Annotated in this window: 12 protein-coding genes; 8 read left to right on the top strand and 4 right to left on the bottom strand. The window is 69.8% G+C overall.

Features of this window, described 5'->3' with window-relative positions; translation table 11 throughout:
* Positions 1 to 70 precede the first annotated feature (70 nt).
* The 3 genes from AL072_RS04130 to coaBC all read right to left on the bottom strand — a co-directional run bounded on the left by AL072_RS04130 (position 71) and on the right by coaBC (position 5,645).
* A complete protein-coding gene (locus tag AL072_RS04130; RefSeq protein WP_245636749.1) occupies positions 71 to 3,751 on the bottom strand; it encodes a hybrid sensor histidine kinase/response regulator in 3,681 nt (1,226 codons plus the stop codon).
* Between the two features lie 164 nt (positions 3,752 to 3,915).
* Positions 3,916 to 4,377 carry a dUTP diphosphatase gene (dut, locus tag AL072_RS04125; RefSeq protein ID WP_045581397.1) on the bottom strand — a complete coding sequence of 154 codons (462 nt, stop codon included), beginning with the start codon at positions 4,375 to 4,377 and terminating at the stop codon, positions 3,916 to 3,918.
* Positions 4,378 to 4,421: 44 nt separating this feature from the next.
* A complete protein-coding gene (coaBC, locus tag AL072_RS04120; protein WP_045581398.1) occupies positions 4,422 to 5,645 on the bottom strand; it encodes a bifunctional phosphopantothenoylcysteine decarboxylase/phosphopantothenate--cysteine ligase CoaBC in 1,224 nt (407 codons plus the stop codon).
* A gap of 241 nt (positions 5,646 to 5,886) precedes the next feature.
* Here coaBC and AL072_RS04115 point away from each other — a divergent pair, with 241 nt between their 5' ends.
* Together AL072_RS04115 and AL072_RS04110 are read left to right on the top strand one after the other, a co-directional pair.
* Complete coding sequence (locus tag AL072_RS04115) at positions 5,887 to 7,308, top strand: sigma-54-dependent transcriptional regulator (protein ID WP_045581399.1); 1,422 nt, start codon at positions 5,887 to 5,889, stop codon at positions 7,306 to 7,308.
* Positions 7,309 to 7,581: 273 nt separating this feature from the next.
* Positions 7,582 to 7,791 carry a cold-shock protein gene (locus AL072_RS04110; protein ID WP_014249082.1) on the top strand — a complete coding sequence of 70 codons (210 nt, stop codon included), beginning with the start codon at positions 7,582 to 7,584 and terminating at the stop codon, positions 7,789 to 7,791.
* 46 nt (positions 7,792 to 7,837) lie between these two features.
* Here AL072_RS04110 and AL072_RS04105 read toward each other — a convergent pair whose 3' ends face one another.
* On the bottom strand, positions 7,838 to 8,683 hold the full coding sequence (locus AL072_RS04105; RefSeq protein ID WP_045581400.1) for a response regulator: 846 nt from the start codon (positions 8,681 to 8,683) through the stop codon (positions 7,838 to 7,840).
* A 237-nt stretch (positions 8,684 to 8,920) separates the two neighbouring features.
* Here AL072_RS04105 and trpB point away from each other — a divergent pair, with 237 nt between their 5' ends.
* From trpB to AL072_RS04075, 6 genes are read left to right on the top strand one after another with little or no spacing between them, the layout of a single operon-like run.
* Positions 8,921 to 10,138: a tryptophan synthase subunit beta gene (gene trpB / locus AL072_RS04100; RefSeq protein ID WP_045581401.1), complete on the top strand. Its 1,218-nt coding sequence runs from the start codon at positions 8,921 to 8,923 to the stop codon at positions 10,136 to 10,138.
* A gap of 23 nt (positions 10,139 to 10,161) precedes the next feature.
* The gene (gene trpA, locus AL072_RS04095; protein WP_045582515.1) at positions 10,162 to 11,010 is read left to right on the top strand and encodes a tryptophan synthase subunit alpha; all 849 of its coding nucleotides are present in this window, start codon (positions 10,162 to 10,164) and stop codon (positions 11,008 to 11,010) included.
* 38 nt (positions 11,011 to 11,048) lie between these two features.
* On the top strand, positions 11,049 to 11,522 hold the full coding sequence (locus AL072_RS04090; protein ID WP_045581402.1) for a hypothetical protein: 474 nt from the start codon (positions 11,049 to 11,051) through the stop codon (positions 11,520 to 11,522).
* On the top strand, positions 11,519 to 11,992 hold the full coding sequence (locus tag AL072_RS04085) for a hypothetical protein (RefSeq protein WP_045581403.1): 474 nt from the start codon (positions 11,519 to 11,521) through the stop codon (positions 11,990 to 11,992). Before AL072_RS04090 ends, AL072_RS04085 begins: the two co-directional genes overlap by 4 nt.
* Positions 11,989 to 12,975, top strand: coding sequence for an acetyl-CoA carboxylase, carboxyltransferase subunit beta (accD, locus tag AL072_RS04080; RefSeq protein ID WP_045581404.1), 987 nt, complete (start codon positions 11,989 to 11,991; stop codon positions 12,973 to 12,975). The genes AL072_RS04085 and accD overlap by 4 nt, the downstream gene beginning before the upstream one ends.
* A 42-nt stretch (positions 12,976 to 13,017) precedes the next feature.
* Positions 13,018 to 14,352: a bifunctional folylpolyglutamate synthase/dihydrofolate synthase gene (locus AL072_RS04075; RefSeq protein WP_045581405.1), complete on the top strand. Its 1,335-nt coding sequence runs from the start codon at positions 13,018 to 13,020 to the stop codon at positions 14,350 to 14,352.
* The last annotated feature ends 109 nt before the right edge of the window (positions 14,353 to 14,461 follow it).

The following is a 14,461-nucleotide window of genomic DNA, read 5'->3' as shown; positions in this document are numbered from 1 at the left end:
ACACCCGCCTGCCGTGCGCCTTTTCGGGAAAGCCTTCCCGCCCAGGTAGATTTCGCTCCGACACGGCCGGTTACGCCATGGTCTCTTCCGGACGGTGCATCGTCTCTTTCGTGTGGCGCAAAGTACTTATCGCCTTTTCGACTTCGGGAAAGGCTGCGGCCATTGCGCCGGCATGGCGTTCCAGCTCCGTCTCGCATCCGTCGACGATGGCGCGTTCCAGGCCTGTGCAGGCGGCGGCCAGCGCCTGCGCCCCGGCGGTCCGCGCCGCCCCGGCCGCCGAATGGGCGGCGGCCCGCGCCTCCTCCATGTCTCCGGCCGCCAGCGCCTCCAGCGCCCGGTCCAGTGTGGGCCGCGTCGTCTCGATGAAGAAATCCATCATGTCGAGCGTAGCGCCGTCGAGGCCGCCATCCTCCATGCCGCCGAAGATCTCCCGCACATGGTCGAGGTCCAGCACCGGCAGCGCCTTTTCCGGCGGCGGCGGCGGGGCGGCGGGATGCGGCGGGGCGGCATCGAGCCGGCGGGCCAGGACCCGGGCGAGCTGTTCCAGCGTCACCGGCTTGGCGAGATAGTCGTCCATGCCGGCGGCCAGGCAGCGCTCCATCTCGCCCGACAGGGCATTGGCGGTCATGGCGACGATGGGCGTGCGCTCCCTTGCGGTTCCTTCCTCGGCGCGGATGCGGCGCGCCAGTTCGTAACCGTCCATGACCGGCATATGGCAGTCGGTGACGACCAGCCGGTGGCGGCCGCTGCGCCAGGCCGCCAGCGCCTGTGCTCCGTCGACCGCCAGTTCCGCCGCATAGCCGAGCCGGTGCAACTGGCGCAGGATCACCTGCTGGTTGGTCGGATGGTCCTCCGCCACCAGGATGGGGCCGAGAGCGGCGACAGGCGGAGCGGGGAAGTGCCCTTTCTCCGGCGCCGGGGCGGGAGCCGCGTCCTGCGCGGCGCGGCCGGTCAGGATGGCGGCGGCGCGAACCAGGGCGGCGCGGTGGACCGGCTGCGCCAGCCACGCCGGCGGATGGGGGCCGGCGGCGTTGGTGAAGGCATGGGGCGAAGCGGCCGGATGGCCGTTTTCCCGTCCATCGCCCAGCAACAGCCGCGGCAATCCGGGGCTGCAGGCGTCGGCCAGCGGCTCCAGCCGGGGGGCCAGCGCCATGGTGGTCACCAGCAGCCCCAGGCCGCCGCGCCCCAGTCGCGTCGCCGCGTCGGCCACCGTGGCGGCAGCCGTCACCGTGGCGCCGCCCTGTTCCAGGTAGCGGGCCAGCACGGCGCGTTGCACCTCGTCCTCGTCGGCCAGCAGAATGGACAGGCCGGCGAGCGGCGCCGGATCGGGCGGCAAGGATCCGTCGGTGCGCGGCAGATCGACCGTGAACCAGAAGGTGGAGCCGATGCCCGGTACGGACTCGATGCCGATCCGCCCGTCCATCCGTTCGATCAGCCGGGTGCAGATCGCCAGCCCCAGGCCGGTGCCCCCGAAGCGCCGGGTGGTGGAGCTGTCGGCCTGGCTGAAGGGCTGGAACAGACGGGCCTGTCCTTCCGGACCGATGCCGATTCCGGTGTCCTCCACCGCCACATGCAGGCGGACATGGCCGGGCCGGGCCGTGCCGGCGGCGTGGACGCGCAGAACCACCCGGCCGCGGTCGGTGAACTTGATGGCGTTGCCGGTCAGGTTGAACAGGATCTGGCGCAGCCGGCCCGAGTCGCCGCGCAGCCGCGCCGGCACCGACGGGTCTATGTCGCAGATCAGGGCCAGATCCTTCTGGTGGGCCTGGGGCGCCAGCAGGTCGGCCACGCCCTCCACCAGTTCGACCGGGCGAAGGTCGATCTCCTCCAGCTCCAGCTTGCCGGCCTCGATCTTCGAGAGGTCCAGGATGTCGTCGATGATCCGCAGCAGCGCCGCCCCGCTCTCGCGCATGGTGGCGACCAGCGTGCGCTGTTCCTCGTCCAGCGGGGTCAGGGCCATCAGTTCCAGCATGCCCAGCACGCCATTCATCGGGGTGCGGATCTCGTGGCTCATGGTGGCGAGGAACTCCGCCTTGGAGCGGGCGGCGATCTCCGCCTGCTCCTTCGCGGTGCGCAGCGCCTCCTCCGCCCGCTTGCGGGCGGTGATGTCGTAGCTCCAGGCCAGCACCGCCGGCTCGCCTTCGAAACTGGTGCGCTGGAGCGTTTGCAGGGCCCAGACCCGGCTGCCGTCGGGGCGGTCGACCGCCACCTCCGCGTCGCGGATCACCACGCCGCCGGCCTCCCGCCCCTCTTCCGGTCCCATCCCCTGGCCCGGCCCCTGGCCCGGCCCGATGCCGCGCCCGCGGATGGTGGCGCCGGGCAGGGCCAGGGCATGGCTGCTGCCGACGAAGGCGTCCAGGGACCGGCCCGCCAATTCGGCGGCGCGGGCGTTGGCGAAGGCGACGGTGCCGTCGGCCCGGCCGATCGACACGCCGACCGGGCTCTGCTCCAGGATGGTGCGCAGCCGGCGCTCGCCGTCGGCCAGGGCGGTTTCGCGGGCGCGGATGGTGGTGACGAAATAGGCCAGCGCGCGCGCCATCTCGCCGATCTCGTCCCGGCTGCCGGCGGCGCCGGCGGCGGGCGGGTCCAGTTCCGGTATCTCGGCCGGGCCGCCGGTCTCCACCGCCTGCATGGCGCTGCGCAGCCGGCGCAGCCGCGCCACCACGTTGCGGTGGATGTAGGCGAAGATCGCGGCGGCCCCCAGGATCGACAGCAGCGCCATGGCGATCACCGCACGCTCGCCGTCGCGGATCACCCGCTCGAACTCGGCGGAGCGGCGGGCGACATCCTGCTCGACCGCCAGGAAATAGTCCGACACGATGGCGACGAGCTGGTCCGAAACCGCCTGGTTGCGGACGGCCGAGCGCTTGATCGCCCGCTGCAGCGAAAGCTCGGCCTCGCGCAGGGCGAACAGGGGCGAACGCCCGAAGGCGGCTTCCTCCAGTTCGCGCTGCAGCGGCTCCAGCCGGGCGGCGTGGTCCGGCGGCAGGGCGGCCAGCGCCGTGGCTGCTGCGTTGAGCGAGGCGCGCGCGTCGGCCCGGAGCCGGTCGAGCTGGTCGTCGCCGTCGGCCCGCAGCGCCGCCAGCAGCGTCGTGGCGGTTCCGGTCAATTCATTGTGCCAGCGCGTCAGCATCGTGCGGTCGCGGTCGGCCGATCCCTCGCCGGGGGGGCCGGACCCCGTCTCCGCGGGCCGGACCGGATCCACCTCCTGCCCGTCCACCTCGTGCCCGTCCTCCTCCCGCCCCTGCTCGGTGCCGAGGCGGACGGCCAGGGCGGCCAGCGCCTGGGCGCGGGCATTGGTGTCGGCGATCAGGGAAAGCTGCTGCTGCACCTGGGCGTTCAGCGTCAGCAGGGTGCCGACCAGCTCGTTCTTGCGGCGGTCCAGTTCGCCCAGGTCGCCGCCGCTGTCGGTGCGGCCGCCGCCGCGGGTGCTCCCGTTGACGTTCCGGATGCCGCCATGGGCGATCAGCCGGGCCATCAATTGTTCCAGAAGGACGATCTGGTCCCCCATCCGCGCCATCACCGCCTCGCGCGCGGCCTGGTCCTGGGCGGCGATCAGGGCGGGGGCGATGGCGGCGACGGCGCCGCTCTGCTGCACCAGCTGCGCGGCGGCGACCAGTCCCGGCACCTTGGCGGTGGCGATCTGCTCGTAGCTCCGGTGGAAGCGGGAGAACAGCGAGACGGCGACCACGCTGGTCGCCGCGGCCAGCCCGCCGATGACCGTCAACCCTGCCAGGATGCGGAACGCCACGCTCCGCCGGGGACACCGCATGACCACCCCCTGTCCACCATTCCCGCCGGAACGGGTATCCCCGCGATCATGCCACGGATCGGCGGGCGCGGGGGCGCCGTTGTGCGCGGCGGAGTTGCGCGCGGCGGAGCCGGGTGCCGCCGGCCCTCAGGCAGTACTGGCCCTCAGGCGATGCCGGTGGACCCGAAGCCGCCCGCCCCGCGCGCCGTGTCGTCCAGCGAATCGACCTCGACCAGCGCCGCCCGGGGGGCCGGGGCGATCACCGCCTGGGCGATGCGGTCGCCGCGGGCGATGGCGAAGGGCTCGTCCCCCAGATTGACCAGGCAGACGCCGACCGGTCCGCGATAGTCGCAATCGACCGTGCCCGGCGTGTTCAGCACCGTCACCCCATGCTTCACCGCCAGCCCGGAGCGCGGCCGGATCTGCATCTCCCACCCCGCCGGCAATCCGACGGCGAAGCCGGTCTGCACCAGCATCCGTCCGCCCGGTGCCAGCATGGCCGGTCCGCCGGGCGGTACCGCGGCGCGCAGGTCGAATCCGGCCGCTCCTTCGGTGGCGTAGGACGGCAGCGGCAGGTCGTCGTTGCCGGGCAGGCGGAGAAAGGCGACGGTGGGCGTGGTCGGCATGGATGTTTCCCTGTGTCCTGGTGTCGGCTGGCGGCTGCAGCCGGTCAAATACGCTCGAAGTACGCCGCGGCCGCCTCCGCCAGCCGGGCGGCGACGGCTTCCTTGGTCATGGTCGGCCAGGATTCGACGGCATCGGCGCGGATCAGATGGACGGTGTTGTCGCTGCCGCCGAAGGTGCCGGTGCCGGGCGAGACGTCGTTGGCGACGATCCAGTCGCAGCCCTTGCGGGCGCGCTTGGCGGTGGCGTAGGCCAGGACGTCGCCGGTTTCCGCCGCGAAGCCGATCACCAGCGCCGGCCGCCGGCCGCCGGGGGCGGACAGGGTGGCGAGGATGTCGGGATTCTCGGCGAGCTCCAGCGCGGGCGGGCCGCCGCCGTCCTTCTTCAGCTTGCGGTCGGACGGGCCGGCGACGTGCCAGTCGGCGACCGCGGCGGCGCAGACGGCGATGTCGGCGGGCAGGGCCGCCTCGCAGGCGGCCAGCATCTCGCGGGCGGTCTCGATATGGCGGACTGTGCAGCCGGGCGGATCGGGCAGCCGGGTCGGGCCGCTGACCAGCGTCACCTCGGCGCCGAGCTGCGCCAGGGCCGCGGCGATGGCGTGGCCCTGCCTGCCGGACGAGCGGTTGGCGATGTAGCGCACCGGGTCGATCGGCTCATGGGTCGGGCCGCTGGTGACGACGGCGCGTCTGCCGGCCAGCGGCTTGCGCAAGTCGCCGGCCAGGATCCTGGCGATGGCGTCGACGATTTCCATCGGCTCGGCCATGCGGCCGGGGCCGTACTCGTTGCAGGCCATCGCGCCCTCGTTGGGGCCGACGCGCCACACGCCGCGGCTTTCCAGCAGTGCCAAATTGGCCTGGGTCGCGGCGTGCTGCCACATGCGAACATTCATGGCGGGGGCGACAAGCACCGGCTTGTCGGTGGCCAGCAGCACGGTGGCGGGCAGGTCGTCGGCCATGCCGGCCGCCATGCGGGCCAGCAGGTCGGCGGTGGCCGGCGCCACGACCAGCAGGTCGGCCTCGCGCGACAGGCGGATATGGCCCATCTCCGACTCGTCGGTCAGCGACCACATGTCCTGATAGACGGTATCCTCGGTCAGCGCCTGCACCGACAGCGGCGTGACGAAGCGGGCGGCTGCGGCGGTCATCACCGCGCGCACCGACGCCCCGCGCTCGCGCAGGCGGCGGATCAGCTCCAGGCACTTGTAGGCGGCGATGCCGCCGGCGATGACCAGCAGCACACGCTTGCCGGCCAGAATGGCATGATCGGCCATGGCGGCCTCCCTCTTCCGCGCTCCCGTCCCCGCTGCTGATAGTTCATCGCGGTGCCTCCGGCAAGCGGCGGTGCGGCAAATCGGGACCTTCGAGCAGCGATCTTCCCTGCGACATATCCGGTCCGGCTGGGATTTCGATGCGTTCGTATCGCCGACACATGCGCAGGGGGTGGGATTCCCGGAATTATCTGTTAGACAATAGGACGAACCCTGCCCCTACCTCTCGCGTGTCGCACACAGCATGCCGCCCGGTTCCATTCCCGTCCTGCTGATCGAAGACACCCCGTCCCTGGCCCGTGTCTACGCGGAATACCTGAAAAAGGAATCCCACACCGTCATCGCCGTCGAAACGGGGGCGGAGGCGTTGGTGCAGTTGAACGACGGCGCGCCGAAGGTGGTGCTGCTCGATCTCCAGCTGCCGGACATGAACGGGATGGAAGTGCTGAAACGCATCGACGCCCAGGCCCTGCCCTGCGCCGTCATCGTCATCACCGCGCATGGGTCGGTGAAGGCGGCGGTGGAGGCGATGCGCTACGGCGCCTATGATTTCCTGGTCAAGCCCTTCTCCGCCGACCGGCTGGTGGTGACCGTCCGCAACGCCATGGAGCGGCTGCGGCTGGCCCAACTGGTCGACACCTTCGAGAAGGATCTGAACCGCGCCCGCTACCACGGGTTCATCGGCTCGTCGCTGGCGATGCAGGCGGTCTACCGCATCGTCGACAGCGCCGCATCGTCGCGCGCCACCGTCTTCATCACCGGCGAGTCCGGCACCGGCAAGGAGGTCTGCGCCGAGGCGATCCACCGCCAGAGCCAGCGGGCGGCCCGCCCCTTCATCGCCATCAACTGCGGCGCCATCCCGAAGGATCTCATGGAAAGCGAGATCTTCGGCCATGTGAAGGGCAGCTTCACCGGGGCGGTGTCCGATCGCGAAGGGGCCGCGGCGCGGGCCGACGGCGGCACCCTGTTCCTGGATGAGATCTGCGAGCTGGCGCCCGACCTGCAGACCAAGTTGCTGCGCTTCATCCAGACCGGCACCTTCACTCCCGTCGGCGGATCCAAGCTGGAGAAGGTCGACCTGCGCATCGTCTGCGCCACCAACCGAGATCCCCTGCGCGAGGTGGAGGAGGGGCGGTTCCGCGAGGATCTCTATTACCGCCTGCACGTCATCCCAATCCATCTGCCCCCGCTGCGCGAGCGCGAGGACGACGTGCTGGAGATCGCCCGTCACTATCTGGCCGAATTCGCGCAGGAGGAGAAGAAGGGATTCAACCGCTTCTCCCCGGAGGCGGAGCAGGCGCTGCGCCACTATCATTGGCCGGGCAATGTCCGGCAGTTGCAGAACGTGGTGCGCATCGTCGCGGTGCTGCAGGATGGCGACACGGTGACGGCGGAGATGCTGCCGTCACCGCTCGGCACGCCGCCGCACGCCGCATCGGCATCCCCGCCTGCGTCGCCGCCGGCCGCTGCGGCACCCGTTCCGCGTCCGCATGTGCCGCCCTCGCCGGACTCGATCAAGCCGCTGTGGGAGGTCGAGAAGGACGCCATCGAGGACGCCATCGCCGCCTGCGACGGCAACATCCCCCGCGCCGCGGCGCTGCTGCAGATCAGCGCCTCGACGATCTACCGCAAGCGCCTCGCCTGGCAGGCGGAAGGCAAGCTCTAAGCCTTTATTGCGACGTGGTCTCTCGGTCGGCCGGGAGAATTCCTCAAGAAAAGGGCTAGTACCCTTCGACGAAGAACCGTCGCCTTCGTCGTACTTCCTCTCCGGTCTTCGGCATCGTTGGTCCTATGCCGTGAGACGGAATTGCCCGCAACCACAGCATGCGGCTAGCCTCCCCGCACAATGTCTTGGTTCCGCTTGTCCGGCAGACCTCATGGCGCAGCCGATGCCGGCGTTTCCGGACCCATCCGTTTCGCAATATCCAGGGGGAGGCCCATGACCAACGGTACCGTCAAATGGTTCAACACGACCAAGGGATACGGCTTCATCGCGCCGGAAGCCGGTTCGAAGGACGTGTTCGTGCATATCACCGCGGTGCAGCGATCCGGCCTGCATGCCCTGTCGGAAGGCCAGCGGGTCCAGTTCGAGGTCGCCCGCGGCACCAACGGCAAGGATTCGGCGGTGAACATCAGCGTCGTCGAGTGACGCGCGTCCGCCACCGGTCCCGGCCGGTCGGGATGGGGCGGTCAGATCAGGCCAGGTATCCGGCGGCGCGGTAAGCTGTGATGGCGTCTCCGGCCAGACGGGGAATGTCGCCGCGCAGCCGCTCCACCGTGTCCGCTCCGTCCTTTCCCGCCCCGCCCTCCACCGCCGGCGAAGCGCGGCAGGCCATCTCCAGGGCCCGGGCGGCGTTGCACAGGGAACGGGCGCCGAAAGTACCGGCAGTGCTCTTCAGCGTGTGCGCTTCGCGTGTCAGGATGGCACGGTCGGTCTCGACCACGATGCGGTCGACCCGCTCCCGCGTCTCGTCCACGAACTGCCGCAGCACGTCGGCCAGCAGATCCGCATCCAGATCCTGGGCCAACTGGTCCAGCACCTCGCGGTCCAGCACCTCGTCCGCCGTGCCGCAGGCGGACGGGGCGCAGGAGTGGAAGCCGGCCGACAGGCCGGATGCATCGGACGCGCGCAGCCATTTTTCCACCGTTTCCAGCAGTTGGGAACGGTCTACCGGCTTGGCGACATGGTCGTTCATGCCGGCGTCCCGGCAGCGGATGCGGTCGGCCTCGTCGGTGTCGGCGGTCATGGCGATCACGGGAATCCGGCCGGCCGCTCCCGGCAGATCGCGCAACAGGCGGGTGGCGGTCAACCCGTCCATCTCCGGCATCGACAAATCCATCAGGATCAGGTCGTAGCCGCCGGCCTGGGCCGCCATCAGCGCTTCCAGCCCGTTGTCGGCGGTGTCGGCCCGGTGGCCGGCCTGGGCCAGGATGGCGGTGACCAGCATCCGGTTCAGCGGACTGTCCTCCACCACCAGCACGCGGCGGGTTGCGGGCTGAACATCCGTGGGGAGAGGCGACGGCGGCATCCGCGGCGGCATCGGAATGGCTCCGGAAAGGGGAAGCGGCAGTGTAGGGGCGTTGCCTTGCCGCTGCAAAGCTTCGCTCCATCTTTCGAGGGCGGGCGGAATTCACGGAATTCCATGGCCGGCGCTTCAAATCGGCGCGTCGCACCGGTATGGTGGCGCGCTTGGCCGGCATCCGGATCGGAATGCCGTCCGCAAGACAGAGCCCCCTCGACCCCGGGCCCCCCTCGACTCTAGGCAGTGTCGCAGACGATGACCAAACTGAACACCTACCGCTCCGGTCCCGACGAGCGCGGGCATTTCGGCATTTTCGGCGGGCGCTTCGTCGCCGAGACGTTGATGCCCCTGATCCTGGAGGTCGAGAAGGCCTATCGCGAGGCCCGCGCCGATCCCGCCTTCGAGGGCGAGATGCGCCTGCAGCTCAAGCAGTATGTCGGCCGCCCCAACCCGCTCTACTACGCCCAGCGCCTGACCGAGCGGCTGGGCGGGGCCAAGATCTACTTCAAGCGCGAGGAGCTGAACCACACCGGCGCGCACAAGATCAACAACTGCATCGGCCAGATCCTGCTGGCCCGGCGCATGGGCAAGACCCGCATCATCGCCGAGACGGGCGCCGGCCAGCATGGCGTGGCGACCGCGACGGTCTGCGCGCTCTACGACATGCCGTGCGTCATCTACATGGGCGAGACCGACATCGCCCGCCAGCAGCCCAACGTCTTCCGCATGAAGCTGCTGGGGGCGGAGGTCCGCGCCGTCACGTCCGGCGGGCGGACGCTGAAGGACGCGATGAACGAGGCGCTGCGCGACTGGGTCACCAACGTCGCCGACACCTTCTACATCATCGGCACCGCCGCCGGCCCGCACCCCTACCCCGCCATGGTGCGCGACTTCCAGTCGGTGATCGGCGACGAGGTGCGGACCCAGATGCAGGAGCTGGAGGGCCGCCTGCCCGACAGCCTGGTCGCCTGCGTCGGCGGCGGGTCGAACGCCATCGGCATGTTCCATCCCTTCCTCGACGATCCGTCGGTGCAGATGATCGGCGTCGAGGCCGCCGGCCGCGGCATCGAGAAGGGGCCGCTCGACCATGCCGCCTCGATCAACGGCGGCCGTCCCGGCGTGCTGCACGGCAACCGCACCTATCTGCTGCAGGACGAGGACGGACAGATCCTGGAGGGCCACTCGATCTCCGCCGGGCTCGACTATCCCGGCATCGGGCCGGAGCACAGCTGGCTGCACGAGGTCGGCCGCGTCGAATACGCCTATGCCACCGACCAGGAGGCGCTGGACGCCTTCCAGCTCTGCGCCCGCACCGAGGGGATCATCCCGGCGCTGGAATCCGCCCACGGCCTGGCCGAGGTGATCAAGCGCGCACCGAAACTGCCCAAGGACCACCTGATGGTGCTGTGCCTGTCGGGCCGCGGCGACAAGGACATCTTCTCCGTCGCCAAGCATCTGGGAGTGGAACTGTGAGTGCCGCTGTGAAGAGCGCCGACATGAAGAGCGCCGACATCCTGGCCGATGGCCGCATCGCCCGCCGCTTTGCCGCGCTGAAGGCGGAGGGGCGCGCCGGCCTGGTCACCTTCGTCACCGCCGGCGATCCCGATCCGGCCGTCTCGCAGGCGGTGCTGAACGGCCTGCCGGCGGCGGGCGCCGACCTGATCGAACTCGGCATGCCCTTCACCGACCCGATGGCCGACGGCCCGGCGATCCAGGCCTCCTCGCTGCGTGCGTTGAAGGCCGGCATGACGGTGCGCAGGACGCTGGAGATGGTGCGCGGCTTCCGCAAGCTGGATGCCGACACGCCGATCATCCTGATGGGCTATTTCAACCCGATCCATGCCTTTGGGGTGGAGCCCTTCCTGGCCGCCGCGCGCGAAGCCGGGGTCGACGGGCTGATCGTCGTCGACCTGCCGCCGGAAGAGGACGAGGAGCTTTGCCTGCCGGCGCTGGAGGCCGGCGTCAGCTTCGTCCGCCTGACGACGCCGACCACCGACGAGGCGCGCATGCCGACCGTGATGCGCAACACCTCGGGCTTCGTCTATTACGTGTCGATCGCCGGCATCACCGGCACCGCCAGCGCGTCGAACACCGCCATCGATGCGGCGGTCGCCCGGCTGAAGCGCCACACCGGCCTGCCGGTCGCCGTCGGCTTCGGCATCAAGACGCCGGCCCAGGCCGCCGAGGTCGCCCGCGTCGCCGACGCCGCCGTGGTCGGCTCCGCCATCGTCACCCGTCTGGCCGATGGGATCGACGCGGCGGGTACGGTCAAGCCGGGCACGGTCGAGGATGTTCTGGGCTTCGTCGGCGAACTGGCCGCCGGGGTGCGCGCGGCGCGGGGGTGAGCCTATATTGAGGGGGCGGCGCCACCGGGAGACCTGCCATGGCCTATCTCTACATCGTCGACGATGACGAACCGCCGAAGCCGCTCCCCAGCCGGGAGGAGGCGGAGGCCGAGATCGCCGACTGGCAGCGGCGGATCGACGCCCTCTATGACGAGGTCGTCGGTTGGCTGCCGCCGGGAGAAGGCTATGAGGTCGACCGCTCGCGCCTGCTCCCGCGGCATGAGAACATGCAGAAGATCCTGGAGCTTCCCGGCTACGAGATCCCGCTGCTGCGGATCCGCCGGGACGGCAGGGACATCCTGATGTTCCAGCCCGACGCCCGCTGGGTCCTGTTCACCCGCGGCCGGGTCAACCTGTATGTCGGCACCATCCGCGCCGGGGACCGCCTTCTGGCCAAGGAGGCGGATGCCGAAGGACCGGAGTGGAAGTACCGGACGACGGGCGGCTGGCAGCCGGGCGGAAAGCCCTGGAATCGGGAATGCCTGCTCGATCTTCTGCGGGAGGTCAGGTGAAGGACTTTGCCGACACCTTGCGGACGTTCGAGATTTCCAGCGAGAACCTGGATCGCATCCGGCAGGACGCGCTGGTCTTTAACGACGGCCCAGATCGCGTCAAGCATCTGGATCGTCTAGTGCTTGTTAACCAGCAGGCGTTCTTCATCCTGTTCATCGCCCTTTTCGAGGCGAAACTGAACCGCCTCGCCGCCGCCCTGATCGATCGGATGAAGCAGCAGGCGGATTGGCGCGACCGCCGGGTGTTGGACGATCTGGAGCATCAGCCCGAGCGGATCCGCAACATCCCGGTCATGCGGAAGGTCGCATTGCTCACCGACAAGCGCGGAGTCGTTTACAGGCGCATCAAAGAGCTTTACGACATCCGCAACCGAATCGCCCATGGAACCCTGCTGACCGAAGAGATCGACGTCGCCGAGGTTGCTGATGAACTCCAGCGCTTCGCCGCCGGTCTGAACGAGGCATCATGAACTGGCTCACCAACTACGTCCGCCCCAAGATCCGCGCGCTCTATGCCCGCAAGGAAGTGCCCGACAACCTCTGGCACAAATGCCCGAGCTGCGAGTCGATGCTGTTCCACCGCGAGCTGGAAGAGAACCTGCACGTCTGCCAGCATTGCGGCTTCCATATGCGGCTCGACCCGATCAAGCGGCTGGAGTCGATGTTCGACGACGGCGCCTATGAGGGCGTCGAGTTGCCGAAGTCGGTCGCAGATCCGCTGAAGTTCCGCGATCAGAAGCGCTACACCGACCGCCTCAAGGAGGCCCAGACCAAGACCGGCCGCACCGACGCCGTCGTGGTGGGCGAGGGGCGGATCGGCGGCCATGCCGCCGTGGTCGCCGCCTTCGACTTCGGCTTCATGGGCGGGTCGATGGGGATCGCCGTCGGCGAAGGGCTGCTGACCGCCGCCCGGTTGGCGGTGGCGAAGAACGCGCCGCTGATCGTCGTACCGGCCTCGGGCGGCGCGCGCATGCAGGAAGGCATCCTGTCGCTGATGCAGATGCCGCGCACCACAATTGCGGTGGAGATGGTCAAGGAAGCCGGCCTGCCCTACATCGTCGTGTTGACCGACCCGACCACCGGCGGCGTCACCGCCAGCTTTGCGATGCTGGGCGACATCCATATCGCCGAGAAGGGCGCGCAGATCGGCTTCGCCGGTGCCCGGGTGATCGAGAGCACGATCCGCGAGACCCTGCCGGAGGGCTTCCAGCGCTCCGAGTATCTGCTGGAGCACGGCATGGTCGACATGGTCGTCCACCGCCGCGACTTGCGCCCGACGCTGGTCCGCACCATCGGCCTGCTGATGACGCCGCGCATCGATGCGGTGGAACCGGAGGATGTCGACCTCACGGCCGCTCCGTTGGCCGAGGGAGAGACGGTGCAGCCGGCCGTCCAGCAGCCGGCCGTCCAGCCCGCCGCTCCGGCGGCATCGTTCCAGGCCGGCGCCGACTGACCGGCGCTCCTTCCGAACGGCCACATCCGACTAGAGACGACCATGACCGACGCCCTCCGTTCGCCGGCACGCCCGGCCGCCAGCCGTTCCGATCCGGTGCTGGAGCGGCTTAAGGGGCTTCACCCCAAGGTCATCGATCTGTCGCTGGAGCGGATGCACCGGCTGCTGGCGGCGCTTGGTCATCCGGAGGCCAAGCTGCCGCCGGTGGTCCATGTCGCCGGCACCAACGGCAAGGGGTCGACGGTCGCCTTCCTGCGGGCGATGCTGGAGGCGGCGGGCTATCGCGTTCATGTCTATACGTCGCCGCATCTCGTGCGTTTCCACGAGCGCATCCGGCTGGCCGGCCGGCTGATCGACGACGACCATCTGGCCGCCCTGCTCGAGGAATGCGAGGTCGCCAACGACGGCGACCCGATCACGTTCTTCGAGGTGACGACGGTCGCCGCCTTCCTGGCCTTTTCCCGCGTGCCGGCCGACGTGGTGCTGCTGGAAACAGGGCTGGGTGGACGGCTCGACGCCACCAACGTAGTGGACTGGCCGGCGGTGACGGCGGTGACCCGCATCTCCTACGACCATCGCCAGTTCCTGGGCGACTCGCTGCTGGAGATCGCCTGCGAAAAGGCCGGGATCTTCAAGCCGGGCGTGCCGGTGGTGCTGGCCCCTCAGCCGGAGGCCGATGCGCTGAAGGCGTTGAAGCTGCGCGCCAACGCCATCGCCGCGCCGATCCAGCCCTGGTCGGTGGAGGAGCGCCCCGGCGGTTTCCGCTTCGAGAGTGCGAAGCGGCAGGTTGATCTGCCGCGGCCGGGGTTGGCCGGTGCCCACCAGATCACCAATGCCGGCGTCGCCATCGCCTGTCTGGACCATCTGCCGCTGGTGGTGGATGACGAGGCGGTGCGCCGAGGTCTGGCTGCCGTCGAATGGCCGGCCCGGCTGCAGCGCCTGACCCGCGGTCCGTTGGCTGAAAGCCTGCCGCTGGGCTGGGAGCTGTGGTTGGACGGTGGCCACAACGATTCGGCGGGCGAGGTGCTGGCCCGGCAGGCGGTCGATTGGTCGCGCGGCCAGCCCGACGGTGGCCTCGCCCTGCCCCTGCTGCTGATCTACGGCATGCTGTCGAGCAAGGATCCGTTCGAGTTCCTGGGCCCGCTCGCTCCCTTCACCCATGCCCTGCGCGCGGTGGCGATTCCCGGCGAGGAGGCCAGCTTCACCGCCGAGGAATCCTGCGAGACCGCCAAGCTCTGCGGCATTCGCGACCATGGCGCGGCCGATGGGGTTGACACTGCCCTGGCCGACCTGACGGGCGGCCGTCAGGGGCCGGCACGCGTGCTGATCTGCGGTTCGCTCTATCTCGCCGGCTCGGTGCTGGCGGAGAACGGCTGAGGCTTTGGGGCTGGGGTTACTGGTCCGGGCCCGCTGATCTTGCCCCGGTTCGGTGGACACGGGTTCATGCGAATCATTGCTTGGCTTGTCCGGGGATGATGTAGCCGAT

This window comes from Azospirillum thiophilum (genome assembly GCF_001305595.1).
GTDB lineage: Bacteria > Pseudomonadota > Alphaproteobacteria > Azospirillales > Azospirillaceae > Azospirillum > Azospirillum thiophilum.
Note: the sequence above shows the minus strand (reverse complement) of the source record. Positions and strands in the feature narration are given on the sequence as shown.

Excerpts from the sequence above, each read along its gene's own strand:
- accD (WP_045581404.1), top strand. The coding sequence starts at position 11,989 with ATGAACTGGCTCACCAACTACGTCCGCCCCAAGATCCGCGCGCTCTAT.
- AL072_RS04105 (WP_045581400.1), bottom strand. The coding sequence starts at position 8,683 with ATGCCGCCGCGGATGCCGCCGTCGCCTCTCCCCACGGATGTTCAGCCC.
- AL072_RS04075 (WP_045581405.1), top strand. The coding sequence starts at position 13,018 with ATGACCGACGCCCTCCGTTCGCCGGCACGCCCGGCCGCCAGCCGTTCC.
- trpB (WP_045581401.1), top strand. The coding sequence starts at position 8,921 with ATGACCAAACTGAACACCTACCGCTCCGGTCCCGACGAGCGCGGGCAT.
- AL072_RS04115 (WP_045581399.1), top strand. The coding sequence starts at position 5,887 with ATGCCGCCCGGTTCCATTCCCGTCCTGCTGATCGAAGACACCCCGTCC.
- coaBC (WP_045581398.1), bottom strand. The coding sequence starts at position 5,645 with ATGGCCGATCATGCCATTCTGGCCGGCAAGCGTGTGCTGCTGGTCATC.
- trpA (WP_045582515.1), top strand. The coding sequence starts at position 10,162 with ATGAAGAGCGCCGACATCCTGGCCGATGGCCGCATCGCCCGCCGCTTT.
- AL072_RS04110 (WP_014249082.1), top strand. The coding sequence starts at position 7,582 with ATGACCAACGGTACCGTCAAATGGTTCAACACGACCAAGGGATACGGC.
- dut (WP_045581397.1), bottom strand. The coding sequence starts at position 4,377 with ATGCCGACCACGCCCACCGTCGCCTTTCTCCGCCTGCCCGGCAACGAC.
- AL072_RS04090 (WP_045581402.1), top strand. The coding sequence starts at position 11,049 with ATGGCCTATCTCTACATCGTCGACGATGACGAACCGCCGAAGCCGCTC.